The sequence below is a fragment of the Bosea sp. PAMC 26642 genome, from assembly GCF_001562255.1.
Taxonomy (GTDB): Bacteria; Pseudomonadota; Alphaproteobacteria; order Rhizobiales; family Beijerinckiaceae; genus Allobosea.
The window spans coordinates 3,166,251-3,184,299 of the sequence record NZ_CP014301.1; the positions used below are offsets into that span (position 1 = coordinate 3,166,251).

At 64.7% G+C, this 18,049-nt stretch carries 16 protein-coding genes; 4 read left to right on the forward strand and 12 right to left on the reverse strand.

Going from position 1 to position 18,049, the window contains the following annotated elements; translation table 11 throughout:
• Nucleotides 1-748: 748 nt before the first annotated feature.
• Nucleotides 749-1,480 (reverse strand): FadR/GntR family transcriptional regulator, encoded by a 732-nt coding sequence (locus AXW83_RS15245; protein ID WP_210179603.1) that lies wholly within the window; start codon nucleotides 1,478-1,480, stop codon nucleotides 749-751.
• A gap of 152 nt (nucleotides 1,481-1,632) precedes the next feature.
• Complete coding sequence (locus AXW83_RS15250; protein WP_168166101.1) at nucleotides 1,633-2,112, reverse strand: MaoC family dehydratase; 480 nt, start codon at nucleotides 2,110-2,112, stop codon at nucleotides 1,633-1,635.
• A gap of 161 nt (nucleotides 2,113-2,273) precedes the next feature.
• Here AXW83_RS15250 and AXW83_RS15255 point away from each other — a divergent pair, with 161 nt between their 5' ends.
• Nucleotides 2,274-3,059: an SDR family oxidoreductase gene (locus AXW83_RS15255; RefSeq protein ID WP_066614899.1), complete on the forward strand. Its 786-nt coding sequence runs from the start codon at nucleotides 2,274-2,276 to the stop codon at nucleotides 3,057-3,059.
• 24 nt (nucleotides 3,060-3,083) lie between these two features.
• Here AXW83_RS15255 and AXW83_RS15260 read toward each other — a convergent pair whose 3' ends face one another.
• The 4 genes from AXW83_RS15260 to AXW83_RS15275 form a co-directional block, all read right to left on the reverse strand.
• Complete coding sequence (locus AXW83_RS15260) at nucleotides 3,084-4,133, reverse strand: phosphotransferase family protein (protein ID WP_066614901.1); 1,050 nt, start codon at nucleotides 4,131-4,133, stop codon at nucleotides 3,084-3,086.
• A 4-nt stretch (nucleotides 4,134-4,137) separates the two neighbouring features.
• Nucleotides 4,138-5,535 carry a phenylacetate--CoA ligase family protein gene (locus tag AXW83_RS15265; RefSeq protein WP_066614903.1) on the reverse strand — a complete coding sequence of 466 codons (1,398 nt, stop codon included), beginning with the start codon at nucleotides 5,533-5,535 and terminating at the stop codon, nucleotides 4,138-4,140.
• An 88-nt stretch (nucleotides 5,536-5,623) separates the two neighbouring features.
• A complete protein-coding gene (locus AXW83_RS15270; protein WP_066614905.1) occupies nucleotides 5,624-6,043 on the reverse strand; it encodes a Zn-ribbon domain-containing OB-fold protein in 420 nt (139 codons plus the stop codon).
• Between the two features lie 4 nt (nucleotides 6,044-6,047).
• Entirely contained in the window at nucleotides 6,048-7,226 is a 1,179-nt protein-coding gene (locus AXW83_RS15275; RefSeq protein ID WP_066614907.1) for a thiolase C-terminal domain-containing protein, read from the reverse strand.
• 306 nt (nucleotides 7,227-7,532) lie between these two features.
• Between AXW83_RS15275 and AXW83_RS15280 the strand changes: the two genes are divergently transcribed.
• From AXW83_RS15280 to AXW83_RS15290, 3 genes are read left to right on the forward strand one after another with little or no spacing between them, the layout of a single operon-like run.
• On the forward strand, nucleotides 7,533-8,753 hold the full coding sequence (locus AXW83_RS15280) for an acyl-CoA dehydrogenase family protein (RefSeq protein ID WP_066614909.1): 1,221 nt from the start codon (nucleotides 7,533-7,535) through the stop codon (nucleotides 8,751-8,753).
• 13 nt (nucleotides 8,754-8,766) lie between these two features.
• Entirely contained in the window at nucleotides 8,767-10,872 is a 2,106-nt protein-coding gene (locus AXW83_RS15285) for a 3-hydroxyacyl-CoA dehydrogenase NAD-binding domain-containing protein (protein ID WP_066614911.1), read from the forward strand.
• A gap of 9 nt (nucleotides 10,873-10,881) precedes the next feature.
• Nucleotides 10,882-12,696, forward strand: coding sequence for an acyl-CoA dehydrogenase (locus AXW83_RS15290; protein WP_066614913.1), 1,815 nt, complete (start codon nucleotides 10,882-10,884; stop codon nucleotides 12,694-12,696).
• An 81-nt stretch (nucleotides 12,697-12,777) separates the two neighbouring features.
• Here AXW83_RS15290 and AXW83_RS15295 read toward each other — a convergent pair whose 3' ends face one another.
• The 6 genes from AXW83_RS15295 to AXW83_RS15320 form a co-directional block, all read right to left on the reverse strand.
• Nucleotides 12,778-13,956, reverse strand: coding sequence for an ABC transporter substrate-binding protein (locus AXW83_RS15295; RefSeq protein ID WP_066614915.1), 1,179 nt, complete (start codon nucleotides 13,954-13,956; stop codon nucleotides 12,778-12,780).
• 67 nt (nucleotides 13,957-14,023) lie between these two features.
• The gene (locus tag AXW83_RS15300; RefSeq protein WP_066614917.1) at nucleotides 14,024-14,719 is read right to left on the reverse strand and encodes an ABC transporter ATP-binding protein; all 696 of its coding nucleotides are present in this window, start codon (nucleotides 14,717-14,719) and stop codon (nucleotides 14,024-14,026) included.
• Nucleotides 14,719-15,429 carry an ABC transporter ATP-binding protein gene (locus tag AXW83_RS15305; RefSeq protein ID WP_066614919.1) on the reverse strand — a complete coding sequence of 237 codons (711 nt, stop codon included), beginning with the start codon at nucleotides 15,427-15,429 and terminating at the stop codon, nucleotides 14,719-14,721. Before AXW83_RS15305 ends, AXW83_RS15300 begins: the two co-directional genes overlap by 1 nt.
• Nucleotides 15,426-16,385 carry a branched-chain amino acid ABC transporter permease gene (locus AXW83_RS15310; protein ID WP_066614921.1) on the reverse strand — a complete coding sequence of 320 codons (960 nt, stop codon included), beginning with the start codon at nucleotides 16,383-16,385 and terminating at the stop codon, nucleotides 15,426-15,428. Before AXW83_RS15310 ends, AXW83_RS15305 begins: the two co-directional genes overlap by 4 nt.
• A 41-nt stretch (nucleotides 16,386-16,426) precedes the next feature.
• A complete protein-coding gene (locus tag AXW83_RS15315) occupies nucleotides 16,427-17,275 on the reverse strand; it encodes a branched-chain amino acid ABC transporter permease (protein WP_066614923.1) in 849 nt (282 codons plus the stop codon).
• 4 nt (nucleotides 17,276-17,279) lie between these two features.
• Nucleotides 17,280-18,047, reverse strand: coding sequence for an SDR family NAD(P)-dependent oxidoreductase (locus AXW83_RS15320; RefSeq protein ID WP_168166102.1), 768 nt, complete (start codon nucleotides 18,045-18,047; stop codon nucleotides 17,280-17,282).
• Between the last annotated feature and the right edge of the window lie 2 nt (nucleotides 18,048-18,049).

The following is an 18,049-nucleotide window of genomic DNA, read 5'->3' on the forward strand; positions in this document are numbered from 1 at the left end:
GGATGTGATCGGTATCATTTTACCGATCTGGCCGGTTACCTGAGTTGCTTAATTGCCCGGAACGCGTCGACCGCAGCCGTCGACAGGTCGTCTATCGAGTTAGAGCGGTCCGACAATAGGCGTGCCAACATCCCGCCGAGGTGCGCGTTTGCGGCATCCTCATCCGTGCCGGCGATCGCATTGTCGTAGGCTAACGTCCCCCACGCCCGAGCAAGGATCGCCTCGGAGACGAGGAACTCCTATGAATCCAGGACGCCGGGAGAGCGGAACGACGGGATAGGCATAGGCCCACTCTCGTGTGGGAAACGCCGCCGAGAGGAGCAGGTTCACCGACTGCCCACAAGCAGACATTTCAGACGTCGGCTATGGGCCACATCTTCGCGTTGAGCGAGAACCGAAGATACCGAGCCCATCAAGTTCAGCTCAGGGCCTTTGTGGAAAAAGGCCCTTAAGCAATTCACTACTTTGCTCTCCGAAGGCAGAGGTCACAGGTTCGAGTCTGAAGGCGCGGCATGGTATGCGCAGCGCAGTGCGGTATCCAGACACGTCGCGCGGGCCCGCGCAGCTGCGGCGAAAGCGTGCGGATCAGTATGACGGCTCGGTACGGCGGCGCAGTAGGGCGGGACGGCTGGTGCCTCAGCGACCCGCAGCTTCGGCAAGGCCGAGCGGCGATATACTCGATTCAGGCAGTTCAAAAGCGCGTCAAGAATGAGGATCTAACCGCGCAATTTTGACTGATGCCGGAACTTCAGAAACTCTCGAGCGGTCTGTCGATATCGAGACCCGTCTGTTCGAAGCCTCGCTTGAAGTCTGCGATATGGCGATGCATCCAAGCAGCGGCCTCGTCGGCATCGCGCTCCCTAAGCGCCTTCAGCAGAGCGTGATGGGCGTCGATAATGCGCTTCTGTGTTTTGAGACGCGGCAGGATCGCCTTGCCCGCAGGCATGAAGAGCTGGCTGATCGGCTCCCGCGCGAGGCCAAGCGCGCGGTTGCGTGCCGCGAGGGCGATCAAGTCGTGGAAGACGATGTCTAGCCGGACGACTTCGACATGGTCGTTGATCGCCTTTTCCATTTCCGCGACATTTTGCTGGAGCTGGACAAGTTCGGGCGCCGTGATGCGTTCGGCCGCATAGCGGGCCACGACCGGTTCAATCGCGATCGAGGCCTCCCAGAGTTCTCGGAACGTGACTTCATGCAGGCGCAGCAGGCGGCTCGTACGCGCCGCAGTCGCGTTGATGTGCGGCAGGGTGACCTGCAGCCGCTGGCCCGATTTGCGCTGGACGAGACCGCTTTCCTCCAGCATGCGGATGCCCTCGCGTACCGTCGAGCGATTGACGCCGAATTGCTCGGCGAGATGCGTTTCAGTCGGCAGCAGGACGCCTGGTTTCAGCTCGCCTTTGACGATCCGCTGTTCGATCGTGTCGAAAACCAGCCGGTAGACCGGTGCGGTGTCGAGCTTCTTAAAGGTCTGGTTTGTCACGGCGTTACCATCACTAGGCATGGTTATCGAGGATCGGCGAGAGTTTCGGAACCCGCCATAGCACGTCTTTCGCCGAGGGAAGATCGGGCAATGCGAACCCGGACCCCTTCGCTGCATCCGCGCGCTGCCGGCAATGATGCAGTAGGCACCCTCTAGGCTGCCCCGCGATTCCGGTCGCGACGTAACGCCTCGTGCGGCATAACCGCGATCGTTGCTGTTGCTTCGACGAACGCAACTCCGGTCTCGCCCAACAGGCCACCATCTAGGGTCATGATCACGCCAGACAGCGACGGCTTTGGTGTGATTGTCCGCACGATCCAGCGCGCCGTCATGATCGCATCGGCCGGCACGGCTTTTTTGAGCTGGAACGAGCAACCGAGGCCGAGCGAGGCGTTGTCGGGAAAGATGTGGTTGGCAAGGCTGCCCAGTAACAGGCCAGTCGTTTGGGTTCCGCTTGCGATTAGGCCACCGAACCGAGTGTTCGCAGCTTGGGCCGCGTCGTGATGGAGCGGGTTGGTGTCGTTCGTCAACGTCGCGAATGCCCGTACCGATTGCGGCGTGAAGGCGATTTCGGCGGTCAGTTCCTGCCCGATGACGAATGGCACGCGCCAGCCATCGACGGTGTCCGCCAAGGCCAAGCCTCGCTGTGTGTCCGGCTTCGTCATCACCATTCCGTAGCAGCGCTCGGGGCTTGCTTTCGATCAATGTCGGGTTATTGACTTGTCCAACAGAAATGCACGGGGGTCAACACGCGGGCCGTGTGCACTCTGGACCCGGGCCGAAAGCATCCACCATGTCGTCTAGTCCCCTCCACGACCTGCTCGACCTGACCGGCCGGGTCGCCATTGTCACAGGCGGTTCGCGCGGACTTGGCCTGCAAATCGCCGAGGCGTTCGGGGAGTTCGGTGCGCAGGTCGTTCTAGTAGCGCGGAAGGCGGCCGAGCTTGAAACAGCGGTCGCCACTCTCAAAGCGCAAGGCACCGAAGCGTCCGCTTTTGCCTGCGACCTGTCGCATGCCGAGGGCGTAGCAACGCTCTGCGACTGGGTCGCGAATCGCTATAGCCGAGTCGATATCCTCGTCAACAATGCTGGGACATCCTGGGGCGCACCGACCGTCGATCATCCCCTTGAAGGCTGGCAGAAGGTGATGGCGATCAACCTCACCGGGATATTCCTCCTGACGCAAGCCGTGGCGAAACGTTGGATGGTCCCGGCGCAGCGCGGCCGGATCGTCAACGTAGCCTCAATCGAGGGGCTGCGCGGCCATCATCCCGATCTCGTTGGAACGATCGGCTACAACACCGCGAAGGGTGGCCTGATCAACTTCACCCGCGCGCTCGCCGCCGAATGGGGTCCGCTCGGCATCACGGTCAACGCACTGGCGCCGGGCTATTTCCCTTCGAAACTCACCGCCGCGACGCTCGGACAGCACGAGGCGCAGCTCGTGGCGCATACGCCGCGTGGTCGGCTCGGAGGGCCGCATGATCTGAAGGGCGCAGCACTGCTCTTCGCGAGCGATGCCGGCGCCCATGTCAACGGCCAGATCTTGGCGATCGACGGCGGCTTCACCGCGATCTGACGCGGCGTTGGCCGGCTTCGACCATCAGGAGCGCTCCGCGAACCCCGCCGCCCTCGTCAGGCAGAGTTCCGCCACCTTGCCGCGCGCCAGCGCCTGCGGCGAGGCGGCATTTCCGTCGAGCGCGCGTTTGAACACGCCCTGCAGGATGGCGGCGAGCCGATAGAAAGCGAAGGCCAGGAAATAACGATGCGTCTTCCGGGCATCGAGGCCCGATGAATGGGTGTAGGCATCGAGGAACTGCGCTTCGTCCGGAATACCGAGGCGCGGCAGGTCGAGATCGGCGAGGCCGTTCAAAACGTCGTGCGGCAAGTGGTGCCAGATGCAGCAATAGGCGAGGTCTGCCAAGGGTTCGCCGACCGTGCAGAGTTCCCAGTCGAGCACGGCCGCGACCCCGCTGCCCTGGAAGATCAGGTTCTCGATCCGATAGTCGCCATGCACGATGCGGATGTTCTCAGCCGCCGGCTTGTTGTCGAGCAGCCATTGGCCGACTGCCTCGATACGGCTGTCCGGTTCCGTCTGCGCGGCAAGATAGGCCCCGCGCCAGACGCCGATCTGCCTGCCGATGAAATCGCCGCGCGGCCGGACCCCTGCCGGCGCTAGGACCTCCGGGTCGAGGCGATGCAGCGCTGCCATGGCTTCGGCCATGGCGCGGTAGACGGACGCCCTGTCGGCCGGCGAATGCCCTGGCAGCGCGGGATCGGAATGCACCGCGCCCGCGACATAATCCATGACGAAGAAGCTGGTGCCGATGGTCTCCCTGTCATCGCCGGCGAACAGCGGGCGCGGCGTCGCATAGCCGGCCTCATGCAGCGCCTTGATGATGTTGTGCTCGCGGATGACGTCATGGGCGCGCGGCAGCAGATGGCCATAGGGCTGCTTGCGCAGGACGAGCTGTCGTTCGCCGGCGCGCAGCAGATAGGTCGGGTTCGACTGGCCGGCCGCGAACTGGCGCTCTATTGCCAGTGCGTCATTCGCCGCGAGCAGGCCGGCGTCACGCAGCACGTCGCGCAACCTGGGCAGTGCCGCCTCGAATGTCGCTCTCTCGGTTGTGGCGGCTGATGCGCTGTCGGTCATAGCGTCAGGATGCCTTGTCGGCGAACTGGTAGCCGTTGGAACGCTCGTCCTTCCAGCGTCGTGCCTTGTTCTCGAAGAAAGGCAATTCGGCGCGGGGGACCTCGACCGTCTTCATCAGGACGTTGGTGCGTTCCTTGATTGCTGCCTGGATGCGCCTGAGAGTTGCCGCGCGTTCCTCGTCGCCAAGCGCGGCATGTTCGGGCTTGAGCCCTATCTTCACCAGGACTTCGGTACGTCCCTTCTCGTCGACGAAGACGCTGCCGACATACTCGGCCACTTCGTGATGGGCGAATACGGCGAGATCGACGGCGGAAGGCCAGACATTGTTGCCGCGGATCTTCATCATGTCGTCGTAGCGGCCGATCGTGCCGCTCTCGATGCATGTCCAGGCGCGGCCGTTGGCAGCGGAGGCCAGCGGCAGGAGGCGGACCCGATCGCGCGTCCGGAAGCGCATGACGGCCGAGCCTTCGATGTCGAGATTGGTCAGAACGACCTCGCCGAACTCGCCCTCCCTGACCGGCTCGTCTGTGTCGGGATCGATCACCTCGACGATCACGTGCCAGTCGAAGCACTGCATCGGCGCGCGGCTTCCGTCGGAGGCGACGACGCCCTGTTCACCGGTCGAGCAGATGAAACCCGCACCCTGCGTGCTGCCGTAGCCTTCATGCAGCTTGGCGCCCCAGAAGTCCTGGATCTGGAGGGCCCATTCGACCGGATAACCCTCCGCAGCGATGAAGAGAGCCTTCATCGTCGGGAACTGCTTGCGCGGGTCGATGCCGCGACGCCGCAGCGCCTCTGTCAGAGTGTGGAGATAGTTGGTCGAGGCATAGACGAAATGGACCTCGCCGAAGCGGCACATCAGGTCGATCTTGGCATCGGTGCCCATCGTGCCACCGACGGTGAGTGGTAGCGCGCCCGCGGCGCGAAAGCCCTCGGTGGGTCCCCACCCGCCGGTCGTCAATCCGCCGGACGGGACGCAGTTCAGTCCGACCTCACCCTGTCGAAGCCCGACGATGTGCCAGGGGAGTTGGTGGAAATAGCCCTGCATGACGAGGTCGCGCTGCGAGCGGCCATAGAGTTCCTGCCCCTGGCCCGAGGTGCCGCCCGTCATGCAGACGAGCGCAACGTCCTCGCGCGCGATACCGAGGCGGCGGCCGAAGGGAGGGTGCTCGTTCTGGTCGGCCAGGCAATCGGCCTTGGTCATCGTCGGGATGCGCCGAAGGTCCGCCAGCGAGCGGATATCCTGCGGGTGCAGGCCGGCCTTCTCCCAACGCTCGCGGTAGAAGCCGCTCCCGGCGTGAAGCCGCTCGACCTGCCGCTGAAGCTTGCTGAGCTGCAGAGCCTGCACTTCCTCGCGGCTGAGTGCGCCCATGCGCGCGATGATGGCGGAGGTGGAGTTCATCGCCTTCGTTCCGCTACGTTTCCGTATCCCGCAAAGCTCGAGGACGGGCGATGTCCTCGCCTCGCCCGCCATCCGTTAGCCGGCCCGTTCAGGCAGGCTCGAACAACGGCAGGACGACCTCGTCGGTCACCTGCCGGAAGATGACCTTGACGGGCATGTCCGCAACCACATCATCGACCGGGCAGCCGACGATGTTGGAGGGCATCCGCACGCCTTCGGCAAGTTCCACAAGCGCGACGACGTAGGGCACGTCCTGCGCATAGACCGGCTTGGGCACGGGGTGCCGCACCACGATCCAACTGAAGACCTTGCCGTTGCCGGAGGCCTGCTTCCAGGACAAGCCGCGCGAGCCGCAATGGGCGCAGAGATTGCTCGGCGGGAACTGATTTTGCCCGCAGGCCTCGCAATGCTGGATCAGCAGCCGGCTCTCGCGGCAGCCGGCCCAGAACGGCGCCGAATCCGGATCAGGAACGGGAATCGGCTTCTCATAGGCTTCGACCGACGACATCGCCCTATCTCCTCAGGATCATCGCGCTGCCGCAGGTCATGGCGCCCGCTGTGGTCAAGGCTATTTCCGCATCCGCGACCTGCCGCGGGCCGGATTGGCCGCGCAATTGCTCCACGGCCTCGATCACATGGTTGAAGCCATGGATGTAGCCCTCCGAGAGGAGGCCGCCATGGGTATTGACCGGGAGCTTGCCGTCGCGCCGGATGTGGCCGTCAGCAATAAAGCTGCCAGCCTCGCCGAGTCCGCAGAAGCCCAGCCCCTCGAGTTGCATCAGGATGCTGTAGGTGAAGCAGTCATAGATTTCGGCGACGTCAACGTCCTTTGGCGCGATGCCGGCGCTGCGCCAGAGATCGTCCGCGATGTAGTGGCTGTAGTTCTTGGAGTGGTCGGGCCACCGAATGCAGTCGAACAGGTCGTCGCCCTGCTGCGGCCCGCCGCCATACGCTCCGCCCATGATGTAGACCGGCTTCTGCTTCATGTCTCGAGCGCGCTCGGCAGAGGTCACGACGACGGCGCAGGCACCGTCCGTCTCCAGACAGATGTCGAACATGCGGAAGGGGTCGACGATTGGACGCGAGGCAAGATAGTCGTCCATCGTCATCGGCTTGCGCTGCATGGCGCGCGGATTGAGGACGGCGTTCTCGCGCAGTGTTACGGCGACATTGCCGAGTTGCTCGGGCGTCAGTCCGTATTCGATCTGGTAGCGGCGGCACCACATTGCCATTGCCTGGGGATAGGTGATCCAACCGAAGGGCGCGGTGTATTGCGTTGGTCCGAGCGCCCGGAATTCGCGCCCGCCGCCGAGCCGGAAGCCGGATCGCCCGTTCATCGCCCGGTAGCAGACGACTGTGTCGGCAAGTCCAGCCTCGATGGCGGCGACCGCCGACAGGACAATGAGATTGGCGGCGTTGCCGCCTGCCAGGAAATCGACCGCATAGCCGGCATTGGGGATGTCGAGCCCGGTCGCAACCGCGATCGCGGGCGCCGAGTCGTTGAAGTTGTAACTGACGATGCCGTCGATATCGGCGGGTTTCAGCCCCGCATCTGCGATTGCGTTGGCGGAGGCCTCGATGGCGAGCGCGCGGACGGTGCGGCCGGAATTTGCCGAGTAGTCGGTCGTGCCGATGCCGACGATCGCGTATTTGTCCTTGAGCGCATACGCGGATTTGCGAGCCGATCCCATGACTTGCCTTCGCCTGAAAGGGCGCGGAACCCCTCGCGCCTTGCCGCTGTGGTGAAGCGCCCTGCAGCGATCCACACCTGTCTTCTGCCCGACAACCGGACAGATAGCAAGTCCCTCAACAACACCGCAGGCCTAGCCATGTCAGCCAAAAAGGAGGTCAAAATCAGCTAATTAGCAAAATATATCAGAGATTTATGATGGAAACTCGCTTGTTCGCTCGCGCGGCGCTGTGCGACGTGTCTCTGTTGTATTGTCCGACAAGGCGACATCAGCTAGGGATGTGAGGGCCCAGCGGAGTAGAGAGCGATGGATTTCGATCATTCCCCGAAAGTGAAAGACCTTCTCGCGCGGCTCGGCGCCTTCATGGCCGAATTCGTCTATCCCAACGAGCGCGTCTATTTCGATCAGGTAGCCTCGAGTCAGGACCGATGGGTCTCCCCTCCGATCATGGAGGAGCTGAAAGCAAAGGCGCGGGCAAAGGGTCTATGGAACCTCTTTCTGCCCGACCATGGCGGTGGCGCCGGATTGTCCAACCTCGAATATGCGCCGCTCTGTGAAATCATGGGGCGCTCGCCGATCGCGGCGGAGGTCTTCAACTGCAGCGCGCCCGATACCGGCAATATGGAGGTGCTGGCGCGCTACGGCTCCGCCGAACAGAAGACGCTATGGCTCGAGCCGCTGCTGGCAGGCGAAATCCGTTCCGGCTTCGCGATGACGGAGCCGCAGGTGGCGTCTTCGGACGCCCGCAACATCACCTCGCGCATCGTTCGCGACGGTGACGACTATGTCATCAATGGCCGTAAGTGGTGGACCTCCGGGGCTGGGGATCGCCGCTGCAAGATCCTTATTTTTATGGGTCTGACCGATCCAAATGTTGAGCCGTTCAGGCGCCAGTCGATGATCCTGGTGCCCCTCCACACGCCTGGCGTCGAACTCGTGCGGCCGCTCACCGTATTCGGCTACGATCATGCGCCGCACGGCCATTTTGAGATCACCTTCACCGATGTACGGGTGCCAGCCTCCAACATGCTGCTGGGCGAGGGGCGCGGCTTCGAGATCGCGCAGGGTAGACTCGGGCCGGGGCGCATCCACCACTGCATGCGCGCTATCGGGCTGGCGGAACGGGCGCTGGAATCGATGGTCGCGCGAGCCCGCAGCCGCGTCGCCTTCGGAAAGGCCATTGCCGAGCAGGGCATGCTGCGTGACGCGGTCGCCCAAAGCCGGATGGAAATCGAACAGGCGCGGCTTTTAACGCTCAGGGCTGCCTACATGATGGACACGGTCGGCAACAAGGCGGCCCGCGCCGAGATCGCGATGATCAAGGTCGTCGCGCCGCGCATGGCCCAGGCGGTGCTGGACCGGGCGATCCAGATCCATGGCGGCGGTGGCGTCAGCGGCGACTTTGGGCTTGCGGAAAGCTGGGCGCTGGCCCGCACGCTGCGGCTCGCCGACGGTCCTGACGAGGTTCATATCGACCAGATTGCCCGCCTCGAGCTGGCCAAGCAAGCCGACCTATGGGCCTGGTGAGGGACGATACCAGATGACTTCTCCCAGCCTCGTCCGCACGGACCTCTCCGGCACGATCGCCATCTTGACCATTGCCCATCCTCCGGTGAACAGCCTGAGCGCCGGCGTTCGCCGCGATCTCGTCGCGGCGCTGTCTCGCGCTGTCATCAATGGCGTCACCGGTGTCGTAGTCACGGGTGCAGGCGCCAATTTCTCGGGCGGCGCCGACATCCAGGAATTCGATGCCGGTCTCGACCCGACGGCGCCCGATCCCAATGACGTCCATGCCGCCATCGAGGCCTCGCCCGTCCCGGTGGTCGCCGCGCTGCGAGGGGCGGCTCTCGGCGGCGGCTTCGAACTGGCGCTGGCCTGTCATGGCCGGGTGGCCGACGAGACTGCGCGCATAGGCCTGCCGGAGGTCAAGCTCGGAATCCTGCCCGGTGGCGGCGGGACGCAGCGCCTGCCGCGTGTGGCCGAGCCAGATGTGGCCGCGAAGATGATCGCCGCCGGCAGTACGCTCCATGCAACCGACGCGTTTCAAGCTGGTCTCGTCGATCGCGTCGGCGCAGATGTCGTCGCTGAGGCGCTGGCGCTGATCGATGCATTGGCCGCGTCGGCGCTGACAGCGACCTCCAGGCGCCCGGTACCCCAGGGGCTTTCAGCAGCGATCGAGACCGCTCGCCGAGGCATCTCGCCGAAAAGTCCGCATGGGGAAGCCTCGCGGACGGCGCTGGACAGCATGGCAGGCGCAACTTCGGTGCCATTCGCCGAGGCGCTGACGCAGGAGCGCAGCCTCTTTCTGCGTCTGATGGCCTCCGTGCCTTCGCGCGCGCTCAGGCATCTTTTCTTCGCCGAGCGTGCGGCCGCCAACGCACCTGGCGTCGGCAAGGGGACGAAGTCGCGCCCGATCGAGGCCGTCGGTGTCATCGGTGCAGGGACGATGGGTTCGGGCATCGCGATGGTCTTCGCCAATGCAGGCTTGCCGGTCACGCTGATCGAGCGTGACGCATCGGCCCTCGAACGCGGGCTGAAGCGGATAGGCGATGTCTATGACCGTGCCGTCACGAAGGGTGATCTGACTCCGGCGGAGGCCGCGTCACGGCGGGCGCGAATCGCCGGGCGAACCGACATGTCCGCGCTCGCGGCCGCAGACCTGATCATCGAGGCGGTTTTCGAGGAGATGGAGGTCAAGCTCTCGATCTTCGCAGAGCTCGATCGGGTCGCGAAACCGGGCGCCATCCTCGCCAGCAATACCTCCGCACTCGACGTCAATGTCATCGCGCGCGCGACCTCGCGGCCGGCCGATGTGCTGGGCCTGCATTTCTTCAGCCCCGCGCATGTCATGCGGCTGCTGGAGGTCGTCCGGGCCGACGCGACCGATGTCGAGGTTCTGGCGACGGCGATCAAGCTCGCCCGGCAGGTCGGCAAGACGCCAGTCGTCGTCGGCGTCTGCGACGGCTTTCTCGCCAATCGGCTGCTCTACCCTTATCTGCGCCAGGTCGATCTGATGCTGGAAGAGGGTGCCCTCCCCGAGCAGATCGACAAGGCTCTGACTGGTTTCGGCCTCGCCATGGGCCCCTGCGCCATGATCGACATGGCGGGACAGGATGTCGCTGCGCATGTCCGCCAGCGCCAGTTAATGGACTGGAACCCGGCGATGCGCTATTCGCGCCTCGCCGACCTTCTCGTCGAGAAGGGTCGCCTCGGCTCAAAAACGGGAGCTGGCTGGTATCGCTACGCGGCCGGCGGCCGGCAGAAGGAAAGCGATCCTGTCGTCGAGGCTATGATTTTCGCGGAGTCGACCCGGTTAGGCATCGTGCGCCGCGTCATATCGGACGAAGAGATCGTCAAGCGGGCGCTCTATGCGATCGTCAACGAAGGCGCTTTCGCGCTGGCCGACGGCACGGTGCAGCGCGCCGGCGACATCGACGTCGCCTACACGCAGGGAATGGGTTTCCCGGCGGCACTTGGTGGGCCGATGTTCTGGGCCGATACGGTCGGCCTGAACGAGATCTATCGTGAGATCGTCGCCTTCAGCCGCGACGGCGACGCCAACTGGACGCCCGCTCCGCTGCTGAAGGAACTAGCCGAGACAGGCAGGGGCTTCGCGGACTTCGACCGGGGCCGGCAGCACAGGTGAGGGCGGCATATGGGTTATCTTGACGAGCGCGACCTCGCTTTCCTGCTTTATGACTGGCTAGGTGCACAGCGGCTGACCGCCCACGCCCACTTCGCCGAGCATTCGCGCGAGACCTTCGACGCGGTGCTCGATGTCAGCGCCAGGCTCGCAGCCTCGCATTTCGCGACGCATTACAAGAAGGCCGACCAGACCGAGCCGGTGCTGGAGGGCGAGACGGTCCACGTCATTCCGGAGATTGGGCAGTCGCTGAAGGCGGCGGCCGAGATGGGGTTGTTCGCCGTCGATTTCGCCAGCGGGGTCGGCGGATTGCAACTGCCCAAAGTCGTTCAGACGGCTTCGATGGCACATTTCATGGCGGCGAACATCGCGACTGCCGCCTATGTCATGCTGACGACGGCAAATGCGCGGCTGCTCTGTGCCTTCGGTACGTCGGCGCAGATCGAGACCTTCGCCCTGCCGCAGATCGAAGGCCGCTGGCTCGGCACGATGTGCCTGTCCGAACCGCAGGCCGGCTCCTCGCTGGCCGACATCACGACGCGCGCGGTTGTCGATGGCGAGGACGATCTCGGGCCGCGCTACCGGATGTCGGGTTCGAAGATGTGGATCTCGGGCGGCGACCAGAACATCTCCGACAACATCGTGCATCTCGTGCTGGCGAAGATCCCCGACGCCTCCGGCGCGCTCTTGCCTGGCGTCGGCGGCATCTCGCTCTTCGCCGTGCCGAAATTCCTGCCCGATGGAACGCGCAACGACATTGCCGTCGCCGGGCTCAACCACAAGATGGGCTATCGCGGTACGACCAACTGCTTGCTGAATTTCGGCGAAGGTACGCGCCATCGGCCGGGCGGCGAGGCAGGTGCGATTGGCTACCGAATCGGCGAGGCCGGGAGCGGATTGGCCCTGATGTTCCAGATGATGAACGAAGCGCGGATCTCGGTCGGCCTCGGCGCGGCGGCGCTGGCCGTGCGAGGCTACCGCCAGTCGCTCGCCTATGCCCGGGAGCGCCCGCAGGGGCGCCCGCTCGTCGGCGGCAGCAAGGTCCCGGCCGCGAAGCAGCGGCCGATCGTCGAGCATGCCGATGTGCGGCGCATGCTGCTCGCCCAGAAGAGCTACGCCGAGGGTGCGCTCGCGCTGATTCTGTATTGCGCCGAGCTGATCGACCAGGAGACGACCGCCGCGACTGCCGAGGACAAGGCGCGCGCCGTGGCGCTTCTCGGCCTGCTCACGCCGGTCGCCAAGAGCTGGCCCTCCGAATTCGGCCTCGCCGCCAACGACATGGCGATCCAGATCCATGGCGGCTACGGCTATACTCGCGATTTTGACGTCGAGCAGATCTATCGCGACAACCGCCTCAATCCGATCCACGAGGGCACGCACGGAATCCAGGCCATCGACCTTCTCGGTCGCAAGATCCTGCGCGATCGAGAGCAGGCACTTGTTCAGCTTGCGGGCGAGATCGAGCGCACCGCAGGCAGAGCCGCCAGCTATCCCGATCTCACAGACCTCGCGGGCGCGCTACGCCAACTCTGGAGCGAGGTGGAAGCGACGATCGCTCTGCTCGCGGCGCTCGACGATCCGGCCAGAGCGCTGATAAACGCGTCGACCTTCCTCTCGGCCTTCGGGCATGTCGTGGTCGGTTGGCTTTGGCTCGATCAGGCCTGCACGATCAGGGCCGGCGGCCACGGGCCGGATGCGTTCTTGCGCGGCAAGCTCCGGGCCTGCCGTTATTTCTTCGAGGCCGAACTGCCCAAGGCGAAACAGCAGCTCGCGTTCGTCGCCACGCTTAACGCGACAGCAGGTCTGATGCCGCTAGACGAGTTCTGAGTGCAGCTAGAGGCGACTGCGCCAAGTTCGGCACGACAAGAAGGCCGGGCAAGCCCCGGCCTTCTTCGGCAATATGGACCGTCAGTTCGCCTTGCAGGTCACCGCCGGTGCGACATCGGCTGCGCTCACCGTCGTCTTGACCACCGGCCGCAACTCGCCGTTGACGGCTTCCACCACGCCGAAATAATTCGGCTTCAGCAACTGGCGATCCTCGGCGCGCATGACGAGCTTGCCCATGATCGTGTCATAGGTCTTGCCGGGCAGCGCCTTGGCGATGTCGTCGGTCTTGACGCTCTTCGCCTCCTTCACGGCCTGGAAGAGGACCTGGTAGCCAAGATAGGCCTCGCCCTCGAAATTGGTCGGCGGGACCTTGTACTTGTCAGTCCATGCCTTGACGAAGGCCTTGTTTTCCGGCGTGTCGAGCGTCGAGCTGTAGTTGATGATGCCGAAGACGCCCTTGGCGGCGTCGCCCAGCGTCTTCACCGTGCCGTCCGTGGTGAAGCTGACGCCAGCGACGGTGATCGCGTCGGTCAGGCCGAACTGCTTCGACTGCTGGGCGAAGTTGATGGCGTCGCGCCCTGCGAGAACGACCCAGACCCCCTCGGCGCCAGCCTTCTTTATCTGCTCAATATAGGGCGCGAAGTCGTTGGTGTTGGCCGGCGGGAAAAGCTCCGCCACCAGCTCCTTGCCTGTTGACTTGACGGCTTCCGAGAACAGCGTCGCCGAGCCGCGACCCCAGGCGATGTCGATGGCGACAACCGCCCATTTCTTCTCCTTGCGCTCCTTCAGCCAGGGCTTCACGGTTGCGGCGTCCATCGCCGACTGAGTGTTGACGCGGAAGACGCGCTTGACGCAGTTGGCGCCGGTCAGCTCGTCGGCCTTGTTGACAACCGAGATGTAGATCGAGCCCCAGCGTTCCATCAGCGGCGCGATGGCGAGCCCCTCGCCGGAGGCGATCATGCCGGTGACGACGGGGTAGCCCTCCATCACTAGTTTCTCGACCTGTCGGCGGGCGAGATCGGGCTTGGCCTCGGTGTCGTAGGATTTGAACTCGACCTTGCGGCCGTCGACGCCGCCGGCGGCATTCGCCTCGTCAATGGCAAAGCGGGTCGCCCGCATCACTTCCTCGCCGAGCGAGGCATAGGTGCCCGACATATCGGTCGCAACGCCGATTTTCAGCGGGTCGGCCGCGCTTGCCGCGCTCGCCGCCGCCAGGGCGGCGGCGAGCGCCAGGCCTGTAGTCATCACTGTCTTGGACATGTTTTCATTCCTCCCAGGGGTTCGGCCTCGGTTGGGCCCGTGTTCGCCCGTGTCTTCGACGGGTTGGCTAGATCGCGATATGCTGCTGAAACTCCTCCGCTCCCACGTCAGCGAGCGGGCCGGAGGCGGCGACCGCACCTTTGGACAGCACGTAGAAGCGCTCGGCGACGCGCCGGATCAGACCGACGCTCTGCTCGATCAGCAGGATGGCCATCCCGTCATTGCCGAGGCGCACGAGGAGGTCGGCAAGCTCGTCGACGATTACGGGAGCAAGCCCCTCGCTCGGTTCGTCGAGGATGAGCAGGTCGGGATTGGCCATCAGCGCGCGGCCGATTGCCAGCATCTGCTGCTGGCCGCCGCTGAGTGCGAGGCCCAGGCTCGCCTTGCGTTCCTCAAGGATCGGGAACAGCGCCTTGACGCTCGCAAGTGACCAGGCGCCGCGCCGCCCGGTGGCGGCACCTAGCAAAAGATTTTCCTCGACCGTAAGGTTGGTGATGATTCCGCGTCCTTGCAGCACGACCGAGATGCCGTTCTGCGCAGCCGTATAGCGCTGCAGGTTGCGCATCGGCTTACCGCGGATCGCGACATGCCCTCGCTCAATTCGCGTGACCCCGCAGAGCGTGTTGACAACCGTTGTCTTGCCGACGCCGTTGCGCCCGACGAGCGCGACGCGCTCGCCTGCGGCGATGTCGAACGAGACGCCATTGAGGATGCGGGCCTGGCCGTAGAGGGCATGGACATCATGGAAGGAGAGCAGCGACATCACGCCTCCGTCCCGAGATAGGCCGTGACGACGCGCTGGTCGGCACGAATCTCCGCCACACTGCCTTCGGCGAGCATCTCGCCGAGATGGAGCACGGTGATCGCGTCGCAGATGCTGAAGACCACCTGCATGTCGTGCTCGACGAGCAGCACCGTGACGTTCCAGCGATTGGCGAGGTCGCGCAGGATCGTCGCCAGCCCATGCGATTCCTCTACGGTGAGGCCCGCGGCCGGCTCGTCGAGAAGCAACACGCTGGGGCGCCCGACCAGTGCGAGCGCAAGGTCGAGACGGCGCTGGTCGCCATAGCTGATCTCCGCGGCCGGCATCCTTGCCAGCGCCGTGAGATCGAGTTCGGCCATGACCTCCTCGACGCCGGCATCGGTCACGGCCCAGGAGGCGATGCGCAACTGCTGCTCGACGGTGAGCGCCGGGAAGATGTTGGTGCGCTGGAACGATCTGGCGAGACCGAGCCGGCGCCGTTCCTGCGGTTTCAGAGTGGAGATGTCGCGCCCGTCGAGCAGCACCTTGCCCGGTTGGCCGCGCACTCGGCCGGAGAGCACATCGATCAGCGTCGACTTTCCGGCGCCGTTGGGGCCGATCAGCCCCCGAATCTCGCCGCGCTTTACGGCGATGTCCACGTCCTTCAGGGCGCGGAAACCGCCATAACGCCGCTCGACGCCGATGCCCTGGATCGCGAAGCTCTCGCTCATGACCGGCTCCGCTGTCGGGTCCAGGCCCGGGAGGCCAGTCCGACAATGCCCTGCGGCATCAGAAGTGTGACGGCGACGAGGACGCTGCCGACGATCGCCGGCCAGTACTCGGCGAAGCGGCCGGCGAAGTCCTTGAGGAAGAAGAAGCAGACCGCTCCGAAAGCCGGGCCGATGATGAACTGCGCGCCGCCCACGACCGCCATGATCAGCGCCGATCCCGACAGGCTCCAGTGGAACATCTGCGGCGCGATGTAGCCATTGTAGGTCGCCTGCAGCAGGCCGGCTATGGCGGCAAGGAATGCCGAAATCGCATAGACGATCGCGGGTGGGATCGTGGTGTCGTGACCGATGAACCGTGCCCGCTCCTCGTTGTCGCGCACGGCAGCGGCGATCTGCCCCATCCGGCTGTTGGCGAAGAGCGCGAGCCCCGCAAGCGACAGTACCAGGATCGACCAAGAAATAACGACCATCACGGCGGGGTTCTGCAGGGAATTCGAGGCGAAGCCAAAGATGCGTTGCGGCAGGTCGAAGGACATGCCGTCATCGCCTTTGGCGAGTTCGCGCCAGCGGAATGCAATTTCGTAGAAGGCCTGGCCGACCGCGAGCGTTAGCATGGCATGGGCGACGCCGGTGATGCGCGCGAAGACGATGCCGAGCAGAAAGGCGACCAGCGTCGGCAGGGCGAGCGCGAGCACGAAGGCAAGCTCAGGCGCCATCGCCTGGCGTGCCACCAGGACGCCGAAGGCATAGCCGCCGAGCCCGAAGAACGCCGCCTGGCCGAAACTCACACGCCCGTTCTGAAGGATGAGGAAGCCGACGCTGGTGGCGAGCAGGGCATCGAAAATCGCCTGCGTCGTCAGCGAGAGCGTGAGCTTCGAGGCGACGAGCCAGGGCGTGGCGACGCCCAAAGCCAGTGCCAGTGCGGCTACGCCGACGATCCATGCCGTCCTGGGCATGGGCCGGGCTCCGCTGAGCGCGGGCGTGTCGGCAACCGGGCTCATGTCCGCGACCCCGCGAAGCCAGTGGGTCGCCAGATCAGGATTCCGATCATCAGCATGAAGGGCAGCATCGTCGCGGCCCAGGGCAGGTAGATCGCGCCAAGGTTATGAATTTGGCCGATCAGTAGTGCCGCGATAAAGGCGCCACCGAAGCTGCCGAGCCCGCCGATGACGACGACGATGAAGGAATCGATCAGGATATAGTTGCCCATTGTCGGCGACAGGGTCAGGAGCGGTCCGGCCACCACGCCAGACAGTCCCGCCAGCGCCGTGCCGAGCCCGACGACGATAAGACTCAGCCGGTCGACATCGATGCCCTGTATCGACGTGACATGCGCGTTTGTGCTGGCGGCGCGGACATAGAGGCCCATCCGCGTGAAGCGCAGCCACGCCGCGAGGCCTATCGCGACCATCAGACTGACGGCGATGATGAAGAGCCGGTAGATCGGGAACGGCGACCCAGCGATCTCGATAGTGCCCGCTAGCAGCCTCGGCACGGGGTAGCTCAGATATGCCTTGCCCCAGGTGACGGTAACGACCGTCTCGAGGATCAGCAGCAGGCCAAAGGTGATCAATACGGTGACGATATGGTCGTGCTTGCGGAGGCTGCGGAAGACGAGCACGTCGAGTATGCAGCCAACAGCGGCCATGACCACGACGGAGACGAGGAGGCCAAGCCACCATTGGCCCGACGCGGCCAGCGTGTAGCCGATATAGGAGCCGAGCATGAACAGCGCGCCATGAGCGAAGTTCACCACCTCGCGTAGACCGAAGATCAAAACGAGGCCGACCGCCAGCAGATAGAGCAGACCGCCATAGACCACGCCGTTGAGAAGCTGGATCGCCATGCGTCTATCCCGCCGTATAGCCGCCATCGACGTAGATGGTCTGGCCGGTGATGTAGGAGGCGGCACGGGACGCCAGGAAAACGATCAGGCCCGTGACGTCGTCCACCTCGCCGAGACGTCCTATCGCCGAGCGTGACAGGACCTTGTCGTACAGCTGCGGCTGGGTGCGGATCAGATCGCGGTTGAGATCGGTGACGATGACGGTGGCGCCGACGGTGTTGACCGTGATGCCCTCACGGCCGAGTTCGAAGGCCATGGCCGCGCCGAAATTAGCGAGCCCGGCCTTGGCGGCGCAATAGGCCGTGCGGTTGGCCATGCCCCGTCCCGACAGGATCGAGCCCATATTGATGATGCGGCCATAGGCATTGCCGGTCATCACCGGAGCGAAGGCGCGCGAGCACAGGAATGCGCCGGTCAGGCTGACGTCGACAACATCGCGCCATTCCGACAGGGAGGTCTCGGCGAGTAGCTTCGGTGAGGTGACGCCAGCATTGTTGAACAGGATGTCGACCCGACCGAAGGCAGCGACGACGGCGTCCCGCGCGGCAGCGACGGCGTTCTCGTCGGTAACGTCGGCCTCCACGACGAGCGCGCGCCGTCCCGTCGCCTCCACTGCCTTCGCCGTGTGCTCGAGCTTGACCCGGTTGCGGCCGATTACAGCGACATCTGCGCCTGCCTCGGCCAAGGCCTGGGCCGCGGCGGAGCCAATGCCGCCGCTGCCGCCGGTAACGACCGCCGCGAGGCCTTCGAGGCGAAATGGGTCTGATTTCATGG

Coding starts and splice junctions, on each gene's coding strand:
- AXW83_RS15275 (WP_066614907.1), bottom strand. CDS start 7,226: ATGGGATCGGCTCGCAAATCCGCGTATGCGCTCAAGGACAAATACGCG.
- AXW83_RS15285 (WP_066614911.1), top strand. CDS start 8,767: ATGACTTCTCCCAGCCTCGTCCGCACGGACCTCTCCGGCACGATCGCC.
- AXW83_RS15315 (WP_066614923.1), bottom strand. CDS start 17,275: ATGGCGATCCAGCTTCTCAACGGCGTGGTCTATGGCGGTCTGCTCTAT.
- AXW83_RS15295 (WP_066614915.1), bottom strand. CDS start 13,956: ATGTCCAAGACAGTGATGACTACAGGCCTGGCGCTCGCCGCCGCCCTG.
- AXW83_RS15255 (WP_066614899.1), top strand. CDS start 2,274: ATGTCGTCTAGTCCCCTCCACGACCTGCTCGACCTGACCGGCCGGGTC.
- AXW83_RS15265 (WP_066614903.1), bottom strand. CDS start 5,535: ATGAACTCCACCTCCGCCATCATCGCGCGCATGGGCGCACTCAGCCGC.
- AXW83_RS15310 (WP_066614921.1), bottom strand. CDS start 16,385: ATGCCCAGGACGGCATGGATCGTCGGCGTAGCCGCACTGGCACTGGCT.
- AXW83_RS15300 (WP_066614917.1), bottom strand. CDS start 14,719: ATGTCGCTGCTCTCCTTCCATGATGTCCATGCCCTCTACGGCCAGGCC.
- AXW83_RS15290 (WP_066614913.1), top strand. CDS start 10,882: ATGGGTTATCTTGACGAGCGCGACCTCGCTTTCCTGCTTTATGACTGG.
- AXW83_RS15320 (WP_168166102.1), bottom strand. CDS start 18,047: ATGAAATCAGACCCATTTCGCCTCGAAGGCCTCGCGGCGGTCGTTACC.
- AXW83_RS15280 (WP_066614909.1), top strand. CDS start 7,533: ATGGATTTCGATCATTCCCCGAAAGTGAAAGACCTTCTCGCGCGGCTC.
- AXW83_RS15270 (WP_066614905.1), bottom strand. CDS start 6,043: ATGTCGTCGGTCGAAGCCTATGAGAAGCCGATTCCCGTTCCTGATCCG.
- AXW83_RS15260 (WP_066614901.1), bottom strand. CDS start 4,133: ATGACCGACAGCGCATCAGCCGCCACAACCGAGAGAGCGACATTCGAG.
- AXW83_RS15305 (WP_066614919.1), bottom strand. CDS start 15,429: ATGAGCGAGAGCTTCGCGATCCAGGGCATCGGCGTCGAGCGGCGTTAT.